Genomic DNA, 17,439 nt, shown 5'->3' with positions numbered 1-17,439 from the left:
GTCGTATGGTTTAGGTTTTTTAGATTTTAAAGCGGTAAAACAAATCGTTTCATAGCCCTGGTGGGCCACCTTCCCGTGTTACCGGGAAGGACATCAGACTAGTCGAGACTGGTCTTAATGGTTCTCTTCGTGCGCCATCGACAGGTAGACGATGGTCAGCATCATGAAGATGAAGGCCTGCAGGGTGATGATCAGGATGTGGAACACAGCCCACGCCCACTGCAGAACGATGCCCAGGCCGCTAAGCCAGAGCAGACCACTGCCGAACATCACAGCGATCAGAATGAATACCAGCTCGCCGGCGTACATGTTGCCGAACAGTCGCAGGGCCAGGGAAATCGGCTTGGCGACCAGGGTCACGAACTCCAGCAGGAAGTTCACCGGGATCAGCAGGGCTTGAACGAAGATGTTCTTGCTGCCGAACGGGTGCAGGGTCAGTTCGCCGATGAAGCCGCCGATGCCCTTGACCTTGATGCTGTAGAAAATGATCAACGCAAACACCGACAGGGCCATGCCCAGGGTGGCGTTAGGGTCCGTGGTGGAAACCGCACGGAATGGAATGTGGTGATCGCCGGTGATCAGGATGGCCAACTGAGGAATCCAGTCGACCGGAATCAGGTCGACGGCGTTCATCAGGAACACCCAGACGAAGATGGTCAGTGCCAGCGGTGCAATCACCGGGCTACGGCCATGGAAGCTGTCTTTCACGCTGCCATCGACGAATTCGACCAATACTTCAACGAAGTTCTGTAAAGCACCTGGCTGACCGGAAGTCGCCTTCTTTGCCGCCATGCGGAAAATCAGGACGAAGATCAGACCCAATGCGACAGACCAACCCAGAGTATCCAGGTGGAATGCCCAGAAGCCCATTTCTTTGGCTTCTGCTGCGGTGTGGGCGAAGCCCCAGCCGCCGTTGGGAAGCTGACCGAAGGTCAGGTTCTGCAAGTGGTGCTGGATATAGCCCGAAGCGGTTGTTTCTGCCATGGTTGCCTCAAACGCCCTAAGGTTTCGAAAGTCTTGTTTTCATTAGCAGGGGAGCGAACCAGCTGACCAGTTGGGTCAACACGAAGACGCCGAATACAGCCAGCGGCGCCAATGGCTTCACACCTGCAAAGGTCAGTGCAAACAGCACTGCCGTCAAAATCAATTTCCCTGCCTCGCCAGCATAAAAAGACCGGACGATGGACTGGGCTGCTCGGGCGCCGGAAAACCGAAAGGCCCTGTGAGCAAAATACATATTGGGCAGCAAGGCTATCAGGCCTCCGCAGAGTCCTGAATACCCGGCTACGACTCCATGCCAATACCAAAGCGCCAATGCGGCGATCAGCAATACGACAAATTGAGCCAATAAAACCGGGAAAACGGCCAAGCGATGGAACGGCAACGTGTTTGGCGTGCGGGTTTCCATCACTCTTGCTCCTCAATGGTCGGCTGCCGGAAATCAATAACTTGGCATAATTTGTGCCGACAAAATGCGCGCAGAGTATAGGGGCGGTTCTGCCCCTATTCAACTGTCGGGTAGTGTTTTCCGATCGCGCGCTACATAAGCAAATGTTTCAGCGGATGTGGGCAAGGACGCCCTGAAGCTCATCGAGTGAGTTATATCCGATCACCAATTGCCCTTTGCCTTTCTTGCCATGACGAATTTGCACCGCAGAGCCTAGGCGCTCGGCCAGGCGCTGCTCGAGACGCGCGATATCCGGATCAGGTTTGGCCGTTTCGACCGGTGCAGGTTTGCCGCTCAGCCACTGGCGAACCAGGGCCTCGGTCTGACGAACGGTGAGCCCCCGTGCGACAACGTGTCGCGCCCCTTCAACCTGTTGATTTTCCGGCAAACCGAGCAAAGCACGTGCATGACCCATTTCCAGGTCGCCGTGGGACAACATGGTCTTGATAACTTCCGGCAGTGCGATCAAACGCAACAAGTTGGACACAGTCACGCGGGATTTACCCACCGCATCGGCCACTTGTTGCTGGGTCAGCTGAAATTCCTGCTGCAAGCGCTGCAACGCGATCGCTTCTTCGATCGGGTTGAGGTCTTCACGCTGGATGTTCTCGATCAATGCCATGGCGATGGCGGTTTCGTCCGGCACATCGCGCACCATCGCCGGGATGGTTTCCTTACCGGCCTGCTGGCTGGCACGCCAGCGGCGTTCACCGGCAATGATTTCGAAGCGGCCACCACCGATCGGGCGTACCACGATCGGCTGCATCACGCCCTGGGCCTTGATCGAATTGGCCAGTTCTTCCAGCGCCTGGGGGTCCATGTCGCGGCGTGGCTGGTATTTACCGCGCTGGATCAGGTCCAGCGGCAGGTGTTGCAGCTCGCGCTCTTCGGCCTGCACCGCTTGTTCTTCAAGCGAAGTGACAGTCGGACCACTCAGCAGTGCATCCAGTCCACGTCCGAGACCTCGTTTCTTGACGGCCATGGGGATTCCTTAAGTTGGCTGGGCAGCAGCGGTGCGTGAATTGCGGCGTTGACGGCGAACCATCTCGCCGGCCAGTGCCAGGTAGGCAATGGCACCACGCGATGATTTGTCGTACGCCAGCGCAGGCATGCCATAGCTTGGCGCTTCGGCCAAACGGATGTTACGTGGGATCACGGTGTCGTAAAGCTGATCGCCAAAGTGTTCCTTGAGCTGCGCCGACACATCGTTCATCAGGCTCAGACGCGGGTCATACATCGTGCGCAGCAGGCCTTCGATTTGCAGGTTCGGGTTGAGCAGTTCAGCGATACGCTTGATGTTATCCACAAGGTCACTCAACCCTTCGAGCGCGAAGTACTCGCACTGCATGGGGATAATCACCCCGTCGGCTGCAACCAATGCGTTCAACGTCAGCATCGACAGCGACGGTGGGCAGTCGATCAAAATGTAATCGTAGTTCTCGCGGATCGGCGCCAAGGCGCTGCGCAGACGGCTTTCTTTCATCTGCATTTCCAGCAGCACCACTTCCGCCGCCGTCAAATCACGGTTGGCCGGCAGCAGTTGATAACCGCCGTGTTCGGAGTAGTGCATGGCCTGGGCCAGGTCGCACTCGCCGATCAGCAAGTCGTAGACCGAGTTTTCCAGGCCGTGTTTATCCACACCGCTACCCATGGTGGCGTTGCCCTGTGGATCGAGATCGATCAACAACACCCGGCGCTTGGTAGCAACCAGGGATGCTGCGAGGTTGATGCAGGTGGTGGTTTTGCCCACGCCACCTTTCTGGTTCGCTATCGCGAATACCTTAGCCATTCTTGCTTGTGTTCCCAATCATGCCGTGCGGCGCAGTATCAGCAGATGGCGTTGGCCTTGGCAACCGGGTACGGCCAAGGCGTGTTCGCTATCGAGGTGGAAGTCTGCCGGCAATGCTAGCAGCTCGTCGCTTGGATGAACGCCCTTCATTGCCAGCCAGCGGGTGTCGCGGTCGCCCAAATGGCGCGTCCAGTTACTGAAGTTCTCCATGCTGCTGAACGCCCGGGAAACAATTCCATTGAAAGGCAATTCAGGCGTGAATTCTTCGACCCGGCTGTGGATAACTTGCAGGTTATCCAACTTGAGCTCGAGTTTGACCTGGGTCAGGAAGCGGGTTTTCTTGCCGTTGCTGTCCAGGCACGTCACTTGCGAGTCCGGAAACAGGATGGCCAGCGGAATGCCTGGCATGCCTCCGCCACTGCCAACATCGAGCCAGCGACCGTTTTCGATAAACGGCATCACGCTCAGGCTGTCGAGCAAATGTCGGGAAACCATTTCGTCAGGATTGCGTACCGCAGTCAGGTTGTAAGCCTTGTTCCATTTGATCAATAGGGCCAGATAACCCAGCAGCAACTCGTGCTGGGCTGCAGTCAGGTCAACACCCAACTGGCGTGCACCTGTGGATAATTCTTCGGCGTGTTGCGAGGTGACCAACGAACTCAAGCGCTTTGCTCCAACTGACGGCCCGCGCCGCGTTTTTTCAAATGAATCATCAACAACGAAATCGCTGCCGGGGTGACGCCGGGAATACGTGAAGCCTGACCCAATGTTTCCGGCCGAGTTATCCCCAGCTTGCTTTGAATTTCTTTCGACAACCCGGAAATCCCGGTGTAATCGATATCCACAGGCAGCTTGGTGTTTTCACTGGCGCGCAGGCGAGCGATCTCATCCTGCTGGCGGTCAATGTACCCGGCGTACTTGGTCTTGATTTCAATTTGCTCGGCGACTTGTGGGTCCTCGGCACCGTGGCCTGTCACTTCGACCAGACCAGCGTAGTCGATTTCCGGACGGGACAGCAGGTTCAGCAAGTTGTATTCATGGGTCAGCGGCGTGCCGAATTTTTCGGCAATCGCGTCGCCCTGCTCGGTGCCCGGGCGAACCCAGGTACTTTTCAGGCGCTGCTCTTCCAGCGTGATGCTTTCGCGTTTTTTGCAGAAAGCGGCCCAGCGTGCGTCATCGACCAAGCCCAACTCGCGACCTTTTTCGGTCAAGCGCAGGTCAGCGTTGTCTTCGCGCAGGATCAGGCGGTATTCCGCCCGGGACGTAAACATCCGGTATGGTTCCTGGGTACCCAGGGTAATCAGGTCGTCGACCAATACGCCGATGTACGCCTCATCGCGACGCGGGCACCAGCTGTCTTTGCCCTGCGCACGCAGCGCTGCGTTGGTCCCGGCCAGCAAACCTTGGGCGCCGGCTTCTTCGTAACCGGTTGTGCCGTTGATTTGCCCGGCGAAGAACAAGCCGCCGATGACTTTGGTTTCGAGGCTGTACTTCAGGTCACGCGGGTCGAAGTAGTCGTACTCGATGGCGTAGCCCGGGCGCACGATGTGCGCGTTTTCCATGCCACGAATCGACTGCACGATCTGGATTTGCACGTCGAACGGCAAGGAAGTGGAAATCCCGTTCGGATAAAGCTCGTGGGTGGTCAAGCCTTCGGGTTCGATGAAGACCTGGTGGCTTTCCTTGTCGGCAAAGCGGTGGATCTTGTCTTCGATCGATGGGCAATAACGCGGGCCAATACCTTCAATCACCCCGGAATACATCGGCGAACGATCAAGGTTCGCGGCAATGATTTCGTGGGTCCGGGCGTTGGTGTGGGTAATCCAGCAGCTGACCTGTTTCGGGTGCTGTTCTTTGGAACCCATGAACGACATCACCGGGATCGGCGTATCGCCGGCTTGTTCGGTCATTACCGAGAAATCCACAGAGCGCCCGTCGATACGCGGCGGGGTCCCGGTTTTCAAGCGGCCAACACGCAGCGGCAATTCACGCAGGCGTTTTGCCAAGGCAATCGAAGGCGGATCACCGGCGCGGCCACCGGAATAATTCTGCATGCCGATGTGGATAAGTCCGCCAAGGAACGTACCGGTGGTCAACACCACGGATTCTGCGAGGAAACGCAGGCCCATTTGGGTGACAACACCGCGTACCTGGTCCTGTTCGACGATCAGGTCATCCGCTGCTTGCTGAAATATCCACAGGTTCGGCTGGTTTTCCAGGGTTTCACGTACCGCGGCCTTGTACAGGATGCGGTCAGCTTGCGCCCGAGTAGCACGTACGGCCGGGCCTTTGCGGCTGTTGAGCACGCGAAATTGAATACCACCTTTGTCGGTAGCCATGGCCATGACACCGCCAAGGGCGTCGATTTCTTTGACCAGATGACTTTTGCCGATCCCACCAATGGCGGGGTTGCAACTCATGGCTCCGAGGGTTTCCACGTTGTGCGTCAGCAACAGGGTTTTGACGCCCATGCGTGCTGAGGCCAGTGCTGCCTCGGTACCGGCATGACCGCCGCCGATGACGATCACTTCAAAACGGGAAGGGAAATCCACCACGCACCTCGTGCCTGCTTATGTAGGTAATCAGGAATTGATTGTTGAAAGAGTTTTAGAGCTTTGGCGGCAAGTATAGGGACTTAGCCCTTCCTAAAGAACCCTTTGCACAAAATTTAACCAGCTGTGGATGAATCACTGACAATAGAAATTAAAAAAGAAGAAATTTATAAGATCTTTGTTTTTATGTTTATTTCTACTGAGCCTACTTTCTGTGGATAGATCTCTACAGGCCTTTATTTACAATGTGTACAGAGATTCAAAAGTCTGTGGTCATGTGCCAATGAGGCCCTTGGATAAGTGCTTTAAGCTTGTGGATTAAACAGGTGGTTATCCACAAGGGGGTTTTTACTCAGGTTTCAAGCCCTGTTATCAACCGGGCACAAGGGCGGTTATTCACAGGGCTTAATCCACAGAAATTTGCCCACATGCCCAAATAGCGCCCACACAAAAGCCGCCATAGGCACAGTGGTGAATCAAAAGATGGAATGAAATGCCCTGGAGCGGGCGAAACAGACAGGCGCGAATGGCCTGTCTGTGGACAACGAAGGGTTATTTACCGATGCAGAAGCTGGAAAAGATCCTTCCCAGAAGATCATCGGAGCTGAATGCACCGGTAATTTCGCCCAGCATCTGCTGCGCCTGACGTAAATCCTCAGCCAGCAGCTCCCCTGCGCCCGCCAACGTCAGCTGAGCCCGACCGTGCTCCAACGCCACGCTGGCATGACGCAGCGCCTCCAGGTGCCTGCGGCGTGCACTGAAGCTGCTTTCCGAGGTCTGCTCATAGCCCATGCAGGCCTTGAGATGATCGCGCAACAACTCCAGGCCGTCGCCGGCCGACTTGGCACTCAGGCTGATGGTGACGTGGCCATCTTCGCTGGTTTCCATGGCGATGGCTTCGCCAGTCAGATCCGCCTTGTTGCGGATCAAGGTCACTTTGGCCGGGTCAGGTCGCTGCTCAAGGAATTCCGGCCACAAGGCAAAAGGATCCAAGGCCTCCGGCGCCGTGGCATCCACCACCAGCAGCACCCGATCCGCTTCGCCGATGGCCTTGAGTGCGCGTTCCACGCCGATCTTTTCCACCTGGTCATCGGTATCGCGTAAGCCGGCGGTATCAACCACGTGCAGCGGCATGCCATCGATGTGGATATGTTCACGCAATATATCCCGGGTGGTGCCGGCAATTTCGGTAACGATGGCGGCTTCACGACCTGCCAGGGCATTCAGCAGGCTGGACTTGCCCGCATTCGGACGACCGGCAATCACTACCGTCATGCCGTCACGCAGTAATGCGCCCTGTCCGGCTTCACGCAGCACTGTGGATAACTCATCACGAACTTTATCGAGCATTGCCAGGACATGGCCATCGGCGAGGAAGTCGATTTCCTCCTCCGGGAAATCAATGGCTGCTTCAACGTAGATGCGCAAGCTGATCAGTTGCTCGGTCAGGTTGTGCACACGCATGGAAAAAGCCCCCTGCAGCGAGCGCAGCGCATTGCGCGCCGCTTGTGCAGAACTGGCCTCGATAAGGTCAGCAATCGCTTCGGCCTGGGCCAGGTCAAGCTTATCGTTGAGAAATGCCCGCTCGCTGAACTCTCCCGGACGAGCCAGGCGGCAACCTAACTGCAGGCAGCGCTGTAGCAACATATCCAATACAACCGGGCCGCCGTGGCCTTGTAACTCCAGTACATCCTCACCCGTGAAGGAATTTGGCCCAGGAAAATACAGGGCCAGGCCTTCATCCAGCACCGTGTGATCGGCATCCAGAAATGGGCCGTAGTGAGCGTATCGGGGTTTCAACTCGCGGCCGCTGATGGCCTGGGCTGCCACGCTGGCGAGGGGCCCGGAAATTCGAACGATACCCACACCGCCACGACCTTGAGCGGTAGCGACAGCGGCGATGGTTTCACGAGGAGCGCTCATCAGCAGGTTCCAGAACAAAAGTGACGGAAAGCAAAACGCCCCACTAGGGGGCGTCTTGAGTGGTTATCCACACAGTAAATTATGCCGCAGCTTTGGTAGCCGCTTCAATTTTACGTGTGATGTACCACTGTTGAGAGATCGACAGGCAGTTGTTGACCACCCAGTACAGCACCAGACCTGCTGGGAACCACAGGAAGAAGAAGGTGAAGATGATTGGCATCATTTTCATTACCTTGGCTTGCATCGGGTCCGGCGGAGTCGGGTTCAAGCGCTGCTGGATAAACATGGTTGCGCCCATGATGATCGGCAGGATAAAGAACGGGTCTTTGATCGACAGGTCAGTTATCCACAGCATGAACGGAGCCTGGCGCATTTCCACGCTTTCCAGGAGTACCCAGTACAGCGACAGGAACACCGGCATCTGCACCAGAATCGGCAAGCATCCACCCAGCGGGTTGATCTTCTCTTTCTTGTACAGCTCCATCATGGCCTGCGACATTTTCTGCCGATCATCGCCATGTTGCTCTTTCAGAGCGGCCAGTTTCGGAGCCACGGCACGCATACGCGCCATCGACTTGTAGCTGGCTGCAGACAGAGGGAAGAAGATCCCTTTGATCAGCATGGTCAGCAAGATGATCGAGAAGCCCCAGTTACCGACGATGCTGTGGATATGTTGCAGCAACCAGAAGATTGGCTGGGCAATGAACCACAGAATGCCGTAGTCCACAGTCAATTCCAGACCTGGGGACAACTCTTTCAGCACGGCCTGACTTTTCGGGCCGGCATACAGAGTGGCGCTGGTTTCGGCCTTGGCACCTGGAGCGACGGTCAACGCCGGGCCAGTAAAACCAATGATGTAGTTGCCTTGGCTGTCTTTGCGGGTTTGAACCAGGTTGGCTTCACCCTTGTTCGGAATCCATGCGGTCACGAAGTAGTGCTGCAACCAGGCGACCCATCCACCTTGGACTGTTTCTTTCAGCGCGCCCTTGTCGATGTCTTTCATCGACACTTTTTTGTACGGCTCGCTACTTGTCCACAGGGCGGCGCCCAGGTAAGTCGCGGTGCCGGTGGCGGTGCTGGAAGAAGGATCGGCACTGTTGTCACGCTTGAGCTGGGCAAACAGGTTGCCCGTCCACGGTTTGGCGCTTTCGTTGTCGATCAGGTAAGTGACCTTCAAATCGTACAAACCACGGGTGAAACTGAAACGCTTGATGTAGTTGACGCCGTCCTGACTGAATTTCAGGTCGACATTCAGCTGGTTCTGGCCATCAGCCAGTTGATAAGTCTTCTGTTCGGTCGAATAAACCGGACGACCGGTAGCACGAGCATCCGGACCGTCAGTGCCGGTCAGGCCACTTTGTGCCAGATAAGTACGTTCACCACCGTTATCGAACAGTTGGAACGGAACATCTGGATGGTCTTGGCGACGTGGATACAGCGGCAGTTTCAACTGCGCGATATCACCACCTTGTGGGTCGATAGCCAGGTCGAGCACATCCGTTTTCACGTGGATGAGGTCTTTGTTGGTGACCACTGGCGTTTCTAGAGGGGCGCTTGTCTCGCCATTCGCGCTGGGAACATCGGCACTCGCGGACGCATTGTTACCCAACGGGGTGTCCGGAATAGCCGGCGCAGCCTGATTGGTAGCAACATTCTGAGTCGGCAGGGCAGCTTGGCCGTAGTCCTGGTTCCACTTAAGAACCATGACGTAGGACACGATTGCCAGGGCGACGATCAGGATCGTGCGTTTAATATCCATGATTACTCGGCCATCGAAGAAGAACGGGAGGTAGGGATAGGTGGAACCGGGTCGAAACCACCGGGATTCCACGGATGACAGCGGCCTAAACGACGAAAGGCCAGCCAGCCACCGCGCAGAAGACCATGATTTTCTATGGCCTCTAACGCGTAGCAGGAACAACTGGGGTAGAAACGACAGTGGTCGGCCATCAGAGGACTAATGGCATAACGGTAAAACTGGATCGGAACGAGGGCCAGTTTACGCATTGGTGCTGTCTACCCCTACAGTTTCGGTGCTGACTGCTGGTGCTGGCTTGTTAGTACGCGCCAAACGTTTCCAGAGCTTGCCGAAATGCTGAATCAATTCGGGGTTTTCTACATCCCCCAAGCCTTTGCGCGCGACGATAACAATATCCCAACCAACCAGAGTGTCCTGGTGGAGGCGAAACGATTCGCGCATCAGACGCTTGAGGCGATTGCGCTCAACGGAGAGCTTTACGCTCTTCTTGCCAATCACCAACCCGAGACGGGGGTGATCCAGATCGTTGTTACGCGCAAGGAGCAGGAGATTTTTCCCCGGAACCTTGCCGGTGGGGGAGTCAAAGACTGCCTTGAAGTGCCGGGGTGTAAGCAGACGCTTTTCCCGACTGAAGTCCTGACTCACCACCAGTACCGGATTATCAAACTGCCAGACGCGCACGACCTTTGGCGCGGCGACGCGACAGGACAGCACGGCCGTTCTTGGTAGCCATGCGAGCACGGAAGCCGTGAGTACGGGCGCGTTTGATGGTGCTTGGTTGGAAAGTACGTTTCATGGCGTTGTTACCTGGTTCGTCCACAACGGGCCGGAATGGCCCCCGTTTTAAGAGACCGGCGATTCTAGAGAAAGCAAGCCTCTAGGTCAATTTCCAACCAGCTTTTCCTTTAATTAGATTCTTCTGGCCCCTCAGCACGTTTCTGTTCGCTCGGCTTTCATGAGCAGTGCCATAGATATAAAAATAAAGAAGGAAGTTATTTAAAGCTTTTCTGTAAAGCTTATAAAAGCTAGGGGAGCGATCTTCTGTGGATAACTGCCTTAAGGCCACATTCCACCTGATGTACAGAGAATGACAACACGGGGGAGAAACGGTGCTCTGCCTGTGCTGCGCTGTCGGATAAGCTGTGTGTGGAATGGGGTTTTATCCACAGGCCAGTTACCCACAGACTTTCGACCCCACTTGTACAACGAGCTTAGGTGCGCTTATCCACAGAGCTTATGCACAGACCATTGGTCGGCTTTTTTACGCTTAACGCATTGATTTTGGGTGCCCTGTGAGCAACCTACGTGTGGATAAGTAGGCGACTGGCCGCTACAATGGCGGCTGTTTTTGCCTCACCGGCTTTCAACTTAGGGGATATCCGTGTCAGTGGAACTTTGGCAGCAGTGCGTGGAGCTTTTGCGCGAAGAGCTGCCTGCCCAGCAATTCAACACCTGGATCCGTCCGCTACAGGTCGAAGCCGAAGGCGACGAGTTGCGTGTCTACGCGCCGAATCGTTTTGTTCTCGACTGGGTCAACGAGAAGTACCTGAGCCGCGTTCTCGAATTGCTCGATGAGCACGGTAATGGCCGCGCGCCTGTGCTTTCCTTATTAATAGGCAGCAAACGTAGCTCTGCACCGCGTGCTGCGCCGAATGCGCCGTTGGCCGCGGGTGCCTCTCAGGCTCAGGCAGCAGTGGCACCTGTTAATAACTCATCAGCACCGGTCGCCCAGACGCCTTCAAAATCGGCGTCACAGAAAAACGCACCTATAAATGAAGAGCCGTCCCGCGACAGCTTTGATCCCATGGCCGGTGCCAGCTCTCAGCAAGCTCCGGTCCGCGCGGAACAGCGTACCGTCCAGGTAGAAGGTGCGCTCAAGCACACCAGTTACTTGAACCGTACTTTCACCTTCGAAAACTTCGTCGAAGGTAAATCCAACCAGTTGGCCCGGGCGGCAGCCTGGCAGGTGGCCGATAACCCCAAGCATGGTTACAACCCGCTCTTCCTTTATGGTGGCGTTGGCTTGGGTAAGACGCACTTGATGCATGCTGTGGGTAACCACCTGTTAAAGAAGAACCCGAATGCCAAGGTCGTGTACCTGCACTCGGAGCGCTTCGTGGCTGACATGGTCAAGGCTTTGCAGCTCAATGCAATCAACGAGTTCAAGCGTTTCTATCGCTCGGTTGATGCCTTGCTGATCGATGACATTCAATTCTTCGCGCGTAAGGAACGGTCCCAGGAAGAGTTTTTCCACACCTTTAACGCTTTGCTCGAAGGTGGCCAACAGGTCATCTTGACCAGCGACCGTTATCCGAAGGAAATCGAAGGCCTGGAAGAGCGTTTGAAGTCGCGCTTTGGCTGGGGCCTGACCGTTGCGGTAGAGCCGCCGGAGCTGGAAACCCGTGTCGCGATCCTGATGAAAAAGGCCGACCAGGCGAAAGTCGATCTGCCCCACGATGCCGCTTTCTTCATCGCTCAACGCATTCGCTCCAACGTGCGTGAGTTGGAAGGCGCGCTCAAGCGGGTCATTGCTCACTCGCACTTCATGGGTCGCGACATCACTATCGAGTTGATTCGTGAATCCCTGAAAGACCTGCTGGCACTGCAAGACAAGCTGGTGAGTGTGGATAACATCCAGCGCACCGTGGCTGAGTACTACAAGATCAAGATTTCCGACCTGCTCTCCAAGCGCCGCTCGCGCTCGGTGGCACGTCCTCGTCAGGTGGCCATGGCGCTCTCTAAAGAGCTGACCAACCACAGCCTGCCGGAAATCGGTGATGTGTTTGGCGGTCGCGACCACACCACGGTCTTGCACGCGTGCCGCAAGATCAACGAACTTAAGGAATCCGACGCGGATATTCGCGAGGACTACAAGAACCTGCTGCGTACACTGACTACTTGATGACACCAGCGCAGCTTATTAAGGCAAGGGACTAGACCATGCATTTCACCATTCAACGCGAAGCCCTGTTGAAACCCCTGCAACTGGTCGCAGGCGTCGTCGAGCGCCGACAGACCTTGCCGGTGCTCTCCAACGTATTGCTGGTGGTCGAAGGCCAGCAATTGTCCTTGACCGGTACCGACCTGGAAGTCGAACTGGTTGGCCGTGTTCAATTGGAAGAGCCTGCTGAACCGGGCGAAATCACTGTGCCGGCGCGCAAGCTGATGGACATCTGCAAGAGCCTGCCCAACGACGCGCTGATCGACATCAAGGTTGATGAGCAGAAGCTGGTGGTCAAGGCCGGTCGCAGCCGTTTCACCCTGTCGACGTTGCCTGCCAACGACTTCCCAACGGTGGAAGAGGGCCCGGGCTCGCTGACCTGCAGCCTGGAGCAAAGCAAGCTGCGCCGTTTGATCGAGCGCACCAGCTTCGCCATGGCCCAACAGGACGTGCGTTACTACCTCAACGGTATGTTGCTGGAAGTATCGGAAGGCATTATCCGCGCCGTTGCCACCGACGGTCACCGTCTGGCCATGTGCTCGATGAAGGCCGATATCGGTCAGCCGGACCGTCACCAGGTGATCGTGCCGCGTAAAGGTATTCTTGAGCTCGCGCGTTTGCTCACCGAGCCGGATGGCAATGTCAGCATCGTCCTGGGTCAGCACCACATCCGCGCCACCACCGGCGAATTCACCTTCACCTCTAAGCTGGTTGACGGCAAATTCCCGGATTACGAGCGCGTGCTGCCTAAAGGTGGCGACAAGCTGGTGATTGGTGATCGTCAGGCCCTGCGTGAAGCGTTCAGCCGTACTGCGATTCTGTCGAACGAAAAGTACCGTGGTATTCGCCTGCAACTGGCCAACGGCCAGCTGAAAATTCAGGCCAATAACCCGGAGCAGGAAGAGGCTGAAGAAGAAGTGGGTGTCGACTACAACGGCGGCTCGCTGGAAATCGGCTTTAACGTGAGCTACCTGCTGGACGTACTGGGTGTGATGACCACCGAACAGGTTCGCCTGATTCTGTCGGACTCTAACAGCAGCGCCCTGGTGCAGGAATCCGACAACGACGACTCGGCTTACGTTGTTATGCCGATGCGCCTGTAACCATGCTCAGCAGAAGCTAGATGTCCCTCAGTCGCGTCTCGGTCACCGCGGTGCGCAATCTGCACCCGGTGACCTTCTCCCCATCACCCCGCATCAATATCCTCCACGGCGCCAACGGCAGTGGCAAAACCAGTGTGCTGGAGGCCATTCACTTGTTGGGCCTGGCACGCTCCTTTCGCAGCGCTCGCTTGTTGCCGGTGATTCAGTACGAGCAATTGGCGTGCACGGTGTTTGGCCAAGTCGAATTGGCCGAAGGAGGGCACAGCAGCTTGGGTATATCTCGTGATCGCCAGGGGGAGTTTCAAATTCGCATCGACGGGCAAAATGCCCGTAGTGCCGCGCAACTCGCCGAAATTCTGCCACTGCAGCTGATCAACCCTGACAGTTTTCGCCTTCTGGAAGGTGCGCCGAAAATCCGCAGGCAGTTCCTCGATTGGGGAGTATTCCATGTGGAACCGCGGTTCATGGCCACTTGGCAGCGCCTGCAGAAGGCCCTGCGGCAGCGGAACTCGTGGCTGCGGCATGGTACACTTGACGCCGCTTCGCAAGCGGCCTGGGACCGGGAACTGTGCCTGGCCAGCGACGAAATAGATGAATACCGCCGCGCCTATATCAAAGCCTTGAAACCAGTCTTTGAGCAGACCTTGAGTGAGTTGTTGGATCTCGAAGGGCTGACGCTGAGCTACTACCGTGGTTGGGATAAAGAACGTGAACTGAGCGCAGTGCTCGCCACGTCCTTGCAACGGGATCAGCAGATTGGCCATACCCAGGCGGGGCCCCAACGGGCTGATTTGCGCCTTAGACTAGGCGCACATAATGCTGCGGATATCTTGTCCCGTGGTCAGCAGAAGTTGGTGGTGTGTGCGCTGCGGATTGCCCAAGGGCATTTGGTTAGCCAAGCCCGGCGCGGCCAGTGTATTTATCTGGTGGATGATTTGCCGTCTGAACTAGACGAACAACACCGCCGCGCGTTATGCCGTTTGTTGGAAGACTTACGCTGCCAGGTGTTTATCACCTGTGTAGACCACGAATTATTGAGGGAAGGCTGGCAGACGGAAACGCCAGTCGCTTTGTTCCACGTGGAACAGGGCCGTATCACCCAGACCCACGACCATCGGGAGTGAAGGCATGAGCGAAGAAAACACGTACGACTCGACCAGCATTAAAGTGCTGAAAGGTTTGGATGCCGTACGCAAACGTCCCGGTATGTACATCGGCGACACCGATGATGGTAGCGGTCTGCACCACATGGTGTTCGAGGTGGTCGACAACTCCATCGACGAAGCTTTGGCCGGTCACTGCGACGACATCAGCATTATCATCCACCCGGATGAGTCCATCACGGTGCGCGACAACGGTCGCGGCATTCCGGTCGATGTGCACAAAGAAGAAGGCGTCTCGGCGGCTGAGGTCATCATGACCGTGCTGCACGCCGGCGGTAAGTTCGACGACAACTCTTATAAAGTCTCCGGCGGTTTGCACGGTGTAGGCGTGTCGGTAGTGAACGCTCTGTCTGAAGAGCTGATCCTGACCGTTCGCCGTAGTGGCAAGATTTGGGAACAGACCTACGTGCATGGTGTGCCACAGGAGCCGATGAGAATCGTCGGCGACAGTGAAACTACCGGTACGCAGATCCACTTCAAACCTTCTGACGAAACCTTCAAGAATATCCACTTCAGCTGGGACATCCTGGCCAAGCGTATTCGTGAATTGTCCTTCCTCAACTCCGGTGTGGGTATCGTCCTCAAGGACGAGCGCAGCGGCAAGGAAGAACTGTTCAAGTACGAAGGCGGCCTGCGTGCGTTCGTTGAATACCTGAACACCAACAAGACTGCGGTCAACCAGGTGTTCCACTTCAACATCCAGCGTGAAGACGGCATCGGCGTGGAAATCGCCCTGCAGTGGAACGACAGCTTCAACGAGAACCTGTTGTGCTTCACCAACAACATTCCACAGCGCGACGGCGGTACTCACTTGGTGGGTTTCCGTTCCGCACTGACGCGTAACCTGAACACCTACATCGAAGCCGAAGGCTTGGCCAAGAAGCACAAAGTCGCCACCACCGGTGACGATGCGCGTGAAGGCCTGACCGCGATTATCTCGGTAAAAGTGCCGGATCCTAAGTTCAGCTCCCAGACCAAAGACAAGCTGGTCTCTTCCGAAGTGAAGACCGCCGTGGAACAGGAGATGGGTAAGTACTTCTCCGACTTCCTGCTGGAGAACCCGAACGAAGCCAAGTTGGTTGTCGGCAAGATGATCGACGCTGCACGTGCTCGCGAAGCGGCGCGTAAAGCCCGTGAGATGACCCGTCGTAAAGGCGCGCTGGACATTGCTGGCTTGCCAGGCAAGCTGGCTGACTGCCAGGAGAAGGACCCCGCCCTCTCCGAGCTATACCTGGTGGAAGGTGACTCTGCTGGCGGTTCCGCCAAGCAGGGTCGTAACCGTCGCACCCAGGCGATCCTGCCGTTGAAAGGTAAGATTCTCAACGTCGAGAAGGCCCGCTTCGACAAGATGATTTCCTCCCAGGAAGTTGGCACCTTGATCACGGCGTTGGGCTGCGGTATTGGCCGTGACGAGTACAACATCGACAAGCTGCGCTACCACAACATCATCATCATGACCGATGCTGACGTCGACGGTTCGCACATCCGTACCTTGCTGCTGACGTTCTTCTTCCGTCAGTTGCCTGAGTTGATCGAGCGTGGCTACATCTACATTGCGCAGCCGCCTTTGTACAAAGTGAAAAAAGGCAAGCAAGAGCAGTACATCAAAGACGACGACGCCATGGAAGAGTACATGACGCAGTCGGCCCTGGAAGATGCCAGCCTGCACTTGAACGACGAAGCGCCGGGTATCTCGGGTGAGGCGTTGGAGCGTCTGGTTAACGACTTCCGCATGGTGATGAAGACCCTTAAGCGTCTGTCGCGCCTGTACCCTCAGGAACTGACCGAGCACTTCATCTATCTGCCGGCCGTAAGTCTGGAGCAGTTGGGTGATCATGCAGCGATGCAAGATTGGCTGGCTCAGTACGAAGTACGCCTGCGCACTGTTGAGAAGTCCGGCCTGGTGTACAAAGCCAGTCTGCGTGAAGACCGTGAACGTAATGTGTGGCTGCCAGAGGTTGAATTGATCTCCCACGGCCTGTCGAATTACGTCACCTTCAACCGCGACTTCTTCGGCAGTAATGACTACAAGACGGTCGTGACCCTCGGCGCGCAGTTGAGCACCCTGCTGGATGATGGTGCTTATATTCAACGTGGCGAGCGTAAGAAAGCGGTCAAGGAGTTCAAGGAAGCCTTGGACTGGCTGATGGCGGAAAGCACCAAGCGTCACACCATTCAGCGATACAAAGGTCTGGGCGAGATGAACCCTGATCAGTTGTGGGAAACCACCATGGATCCAGCTCAGCGTCGCATGCTGCGCGTGACCATCGAAGACGCCATTGGCGCAGACCAGATCTTCAACACCCTGATGGGGGATGCGGTCGAACCTCGCCGTGACTTCATCGAGAGCAATGCCTTGGCGGTGTCCAACCTGGACTTCTGATCAGGTGTAGGTGCACAGAATAGTGGTTCGGCTAATCACCACTGATTGCCGACCATGCGAAGAAGGCCCGCGGACAGCGGGCTTTTTTTGCCCGCATTATTTGCTGCCAAGGTCTTGGGACGTTTCTAACGACAGCAGGCTTTTTAGTATGGGGAAAATAATTTTTAGATGGGGGGTTGACCACGTATTCTAACACTGTATTATTCGCCTCCCGCTGACGAGCAACTTGAACAAAGTTGCTACTTAAGTATTTGATTTTATTGAAAGATCATAAAATTTTAAGTGTGTTAGCTGGTGAGGTGCTGTAGAATGCGCACCTCGGTTGAGACGAAAGATCTTAACCAACCGCTCTTTAACAACTGAATCAAGCAATTCGTGT

15 protein-coding genes are annotated in these 17,439 nt (G+C 55.9%); 4 read left to right on the top strand and 11 right to left on the bottom strand.

Annotated features, from left to right (window positions below):
* Positions 1-114 precede the first annotated feature (114 nt).
* The 11 genes from atpB to rpmH form a co-directional block, all read right to left on the bottom strand.
* Entirely contained in the window at positions 115-984 is an 870-nt protein-coding gene (atpB, locus tag ACDZ94_RS08620; RefSeq protein WP_053258795.1) for a F0F1 ATP synthase subunit A, read from the bottom strand.
* A 16-nt stretch (positions 985-1,000) separates the two neighbouring features.
* The gene (locus tag ACDZ94_RS08615; protein WP_053258796.1) at positions 1,001-1,408 is read right to left on the bottom strand and encodes a F0F1 ATP synthase subunit I; all 408 of its coding nucleotides are present in this window, start codon (positions 1,406-1,408) and stop codon (positions 1,001-1,003) included.
* A 148-nt stretch (positions 1,409-1,556) separates the two neighbouring features.
* Positions 1,557-2,429, bottom strand: a complete 873-nt coding sequence (locus ACDZ94_RS08610; RefSeq protein ID WP_064454825.1) for a ParB/RepB/Spo0J family partition protein — start codon at positions 2,427-2,429, stop codon at positions 1,557-1,559.
* Between the two features lie 9 nt (positions 2,430-2,438).
* Positions 2,439-3,236 (bottom strand): ParA family protein, encoded by a 798-nt coding sequence (locus ACDZ94_RS08605; RefSeq protein ID WP_017477894.1) that lies wholly within the window; start codon positions 3,234-3,236, stop codon positions 2,439-2,441.
* An 18-nt stretch (positions 3,237-3,254) separates the two neighbouring features.
* Positions 3,255-3,899, bottom strand: a complete 645-nt coding sequence (gene rsmG / locus ACDZ94_RS08600; RefSeq protein ID WP_064454826.1) for a 16S rRNA (guanine(527)-N(7))-methyltransferase RsmG — start codon at positions 3,897-3,899, stop codon at positions 3,255-3,257.
* Positions 3,896-5,788, bottom strand: a complete 1,893-nt coding sequence (mnmG, locus tag ACDZ94_RS08595; RefSeq protein WP_432751338.1) for a tRNA uridine-5-carboxymethylaminomethyl(34) synthesis enzyme MnmG — start codon at positions 5,786-5,788, stop codon at positions 3,896-3,898. Before mnmG ends, rsmG begins: the two co-directional genes overlap by 4 nt.
* Positions 5,789-6,340: 552 nt before the next feature.
* Positions 6,341-7,711, bottom strand: a complete 1,371-nt coding sequence (gene mnmE / locus ACDZ94_RS08590; RefSeq protein ID WP_432751337.1) for a tRNA uridine-5-carboxymethylaminomethyl(34) synthesis GTPase MnmE — start codon at positions 7,709-7,711, stop codon at positions 6,341-6,343.
* Between the two features lie 79 nt (positions 7,712-7,790).
* The gene (yidC, locus tag ACDZ94_RS08585; RefSeq protein ID WP_064454828.1) at positions 7,791-9,470 is read right to left on the bottom strand and encodes a membrane protein insertase YidC; all 1,680 of its coding nucleotides are present in this window, start codon (positions 9,468-9,470) and stop codon (positions 7,791-7,793) included.
* A gap of 2 nt (positions 9,471-9,472) precedes the next feature.
* Positions 9,473-9,718, bottom strand: coding sequence for a membrane protein insertion efficiency factor YidD (gene yidD, locus ACDZ94_RS08580; protein WP_073636650.1), 246 nt, complete (start codon positions 9,716-9,718; stop codon positions 9,473-9,475).
* Positions 9,711-10,115: a ribonuclease P protein component gene (rnpA, locus tag ACDZ94_RS08575; RefSeq protein ID WP_026013533.1), complete on the bottom strand. Its 405-nt coding sequence runs from the start codon at positions 10,113-10,115 to the stop codon at positions 9,711-9,713. The genes yidD and rnpA overlap by 8 nt, the downstream gene beginning before the upstream one ends.
* 16 nt (positions 10,116-10,131) lie before the next feature.
* Positions 10,132-10,266 (bottom strand): 50S ribosomal protein L34, encoded by a 135-nt coding sequence (rpmH, locus tag ACDZ94_RS08570; RefSeq protein WP_003213577.1) that lies wholly within the window; start codon positions 10,264-10,266, stop codon positions 10,132-10,134.
* 585 nt (positions 10,267-10,851) lie between these two features.
* Here rpmH and dnaA point away from each other — a divergent pair.
* Genes dnaA through gyrB form a run of 4 tightly spaced genes read left to right on the top strand, consistent with a single transcriptional unit; the run spans position 10,852 to position 17,060 of the window.
* Positions 10,852-12,372: a chromosomal replication initiator protein DnaA gene (gene dnaA, locus ACDZ94_RS08565; protein WP_432751336.1), complete on the top strand. Its 1,521-nt coding sequence runs from the start codon at positions 10,852-10,854 to the stop codon at positions 12,370-12,372.
* Between the two features lie 38 nt (positions 12,373-12,410).
* A complete protein-coding gene (dnaN, locus tag ACDZ94_RS08560) occupies positions 12,411-13,514 on the top strand; it encodes a DNA polymerase III subunit beta (RefSeq protein ID WP_053258802.1) in 1,104 nt (367 codons plus the stop codon).
* 20 nt (positions 13,515-13,534) lie between these two features.
* On the top strand, positions 13,535-14,638 hold the full coding sequence (recF, locus tag ACDZ94_RS08555) for a DNA replication/repair protein RecF (protein WP_064449986.1): 1,104 nt from the start codon (positions 13,535-13,537) through the stop codon (positions 14,636-14,638).
* Between the two features lie 4 nt (positions 14,639-14,642).
* On the top strand, positions 14,643-17,060 hold the full coding sequence (gyrB, locus tag ACDZ94_RS08550; RefSeq protein WP_432751335.1) for a DNA topoisomerase (ATP-hydrolyzing) subunit B: 2,418 nt from the start codon (positions 14,643-14,645) through the stop codon (positions 17,058-17,060).
* The last annotated feature ends 379 nt before the right edge of the window (positions 17,061-17,439 follow it).

This window comes from Pseudomonas sp. UBT (assembly GCF_050915955.1).
GTDB classification, from domain to species: Bacteria; Pseudomonadota; Gammaproteobacteria; order Pseudomonadales; family Pseudomonadaceae; genus Aquipseudomonas; species Aquipseudomonas antarctica_A.
Note: the sequence above shows the minus strand (reverse complement) of the source record. Positions and strands in the feature narration are given on the sequence as shown.

Excerpts from the sequence above, each read along its gene's own strand:
- dnaN (WP_053258802.1), top strand. The coding sequence starts at position 12,411 with ATGCATTTCACCATTCAACGCGAAGCCCTGTTGAAACCCCTGCAACTG.
- ACDZ94_RS08605 (WP_017477894.1), bottom strand. The coding sequence starts at position 3,236 with ATGGCTAAGGTATTCGCGATAGCGAACCAGAAAGGTGGCGTGGGCAAA.
- mnmE (WP_432751337.1), bottom strand. The coding sequence starts at position 7,711 with ATGAGCGCTCCTCGTGAAACCATCGCCGCTGTCGCTACCGCTCAAGGT.
- yidC (WP_064454828.1), bottom strand. The coding sequence starts at position 9,470 with ATGGATATTAAACGCACGATCCTGATCGTCGCCCTGGCAATCGTGTCC.
- yidD (WP_073636650.1), bottom strand. The coding sequence starts at position 9,718 with ATGCGTAAACTGGCCCTCGTTCCGATCCAGTTTTACCGTTATGCCATT.
- atpB (WP_053258795.1), bottom strand. The coding sequence starts at position 984 with ATGGCAGAAACAACCGCTTCGGGCTATATCCAGCACCACTTGCAGAAC.
- recF (WP_064449986.1), top strand. The coding sequence starts at position 13,535 with ATGTCCCTCAGTCGCGTCTCGGTCACCGCGGTGCGCAATCTGCACCCG.
- ACDZ94_RS08610 (WP_064454825.1), bottom strand. The coding sequence starts at position 2,429 with ATGGCCGTCAAGAAACGAGGTCTCGGACGTGGACTGGATGCACTGCTG.
- gyrB (WP_432751335.1), top strand. The coding sequence starts at position 14,643 with ATGAGCGAAGAAAACACGTACGACTCGACCAGCATTAAAGTGCTGAAA.
- rpmH (WP_003213577.1), bottom strand. The coding sequence starts at position 10,266 with ATGAAACGTACTTTCCAACCAAGCACCATCAAACGCGCCCGTACTCAC.
- ACDZ94_RS08615 (WP_053258796.1), bottom strand. The coding sequence starts at position 1,408 with ATGGAAACCCGCACGCCAAACACGTTGCCGTTCCATCGCTTGGCCGTT.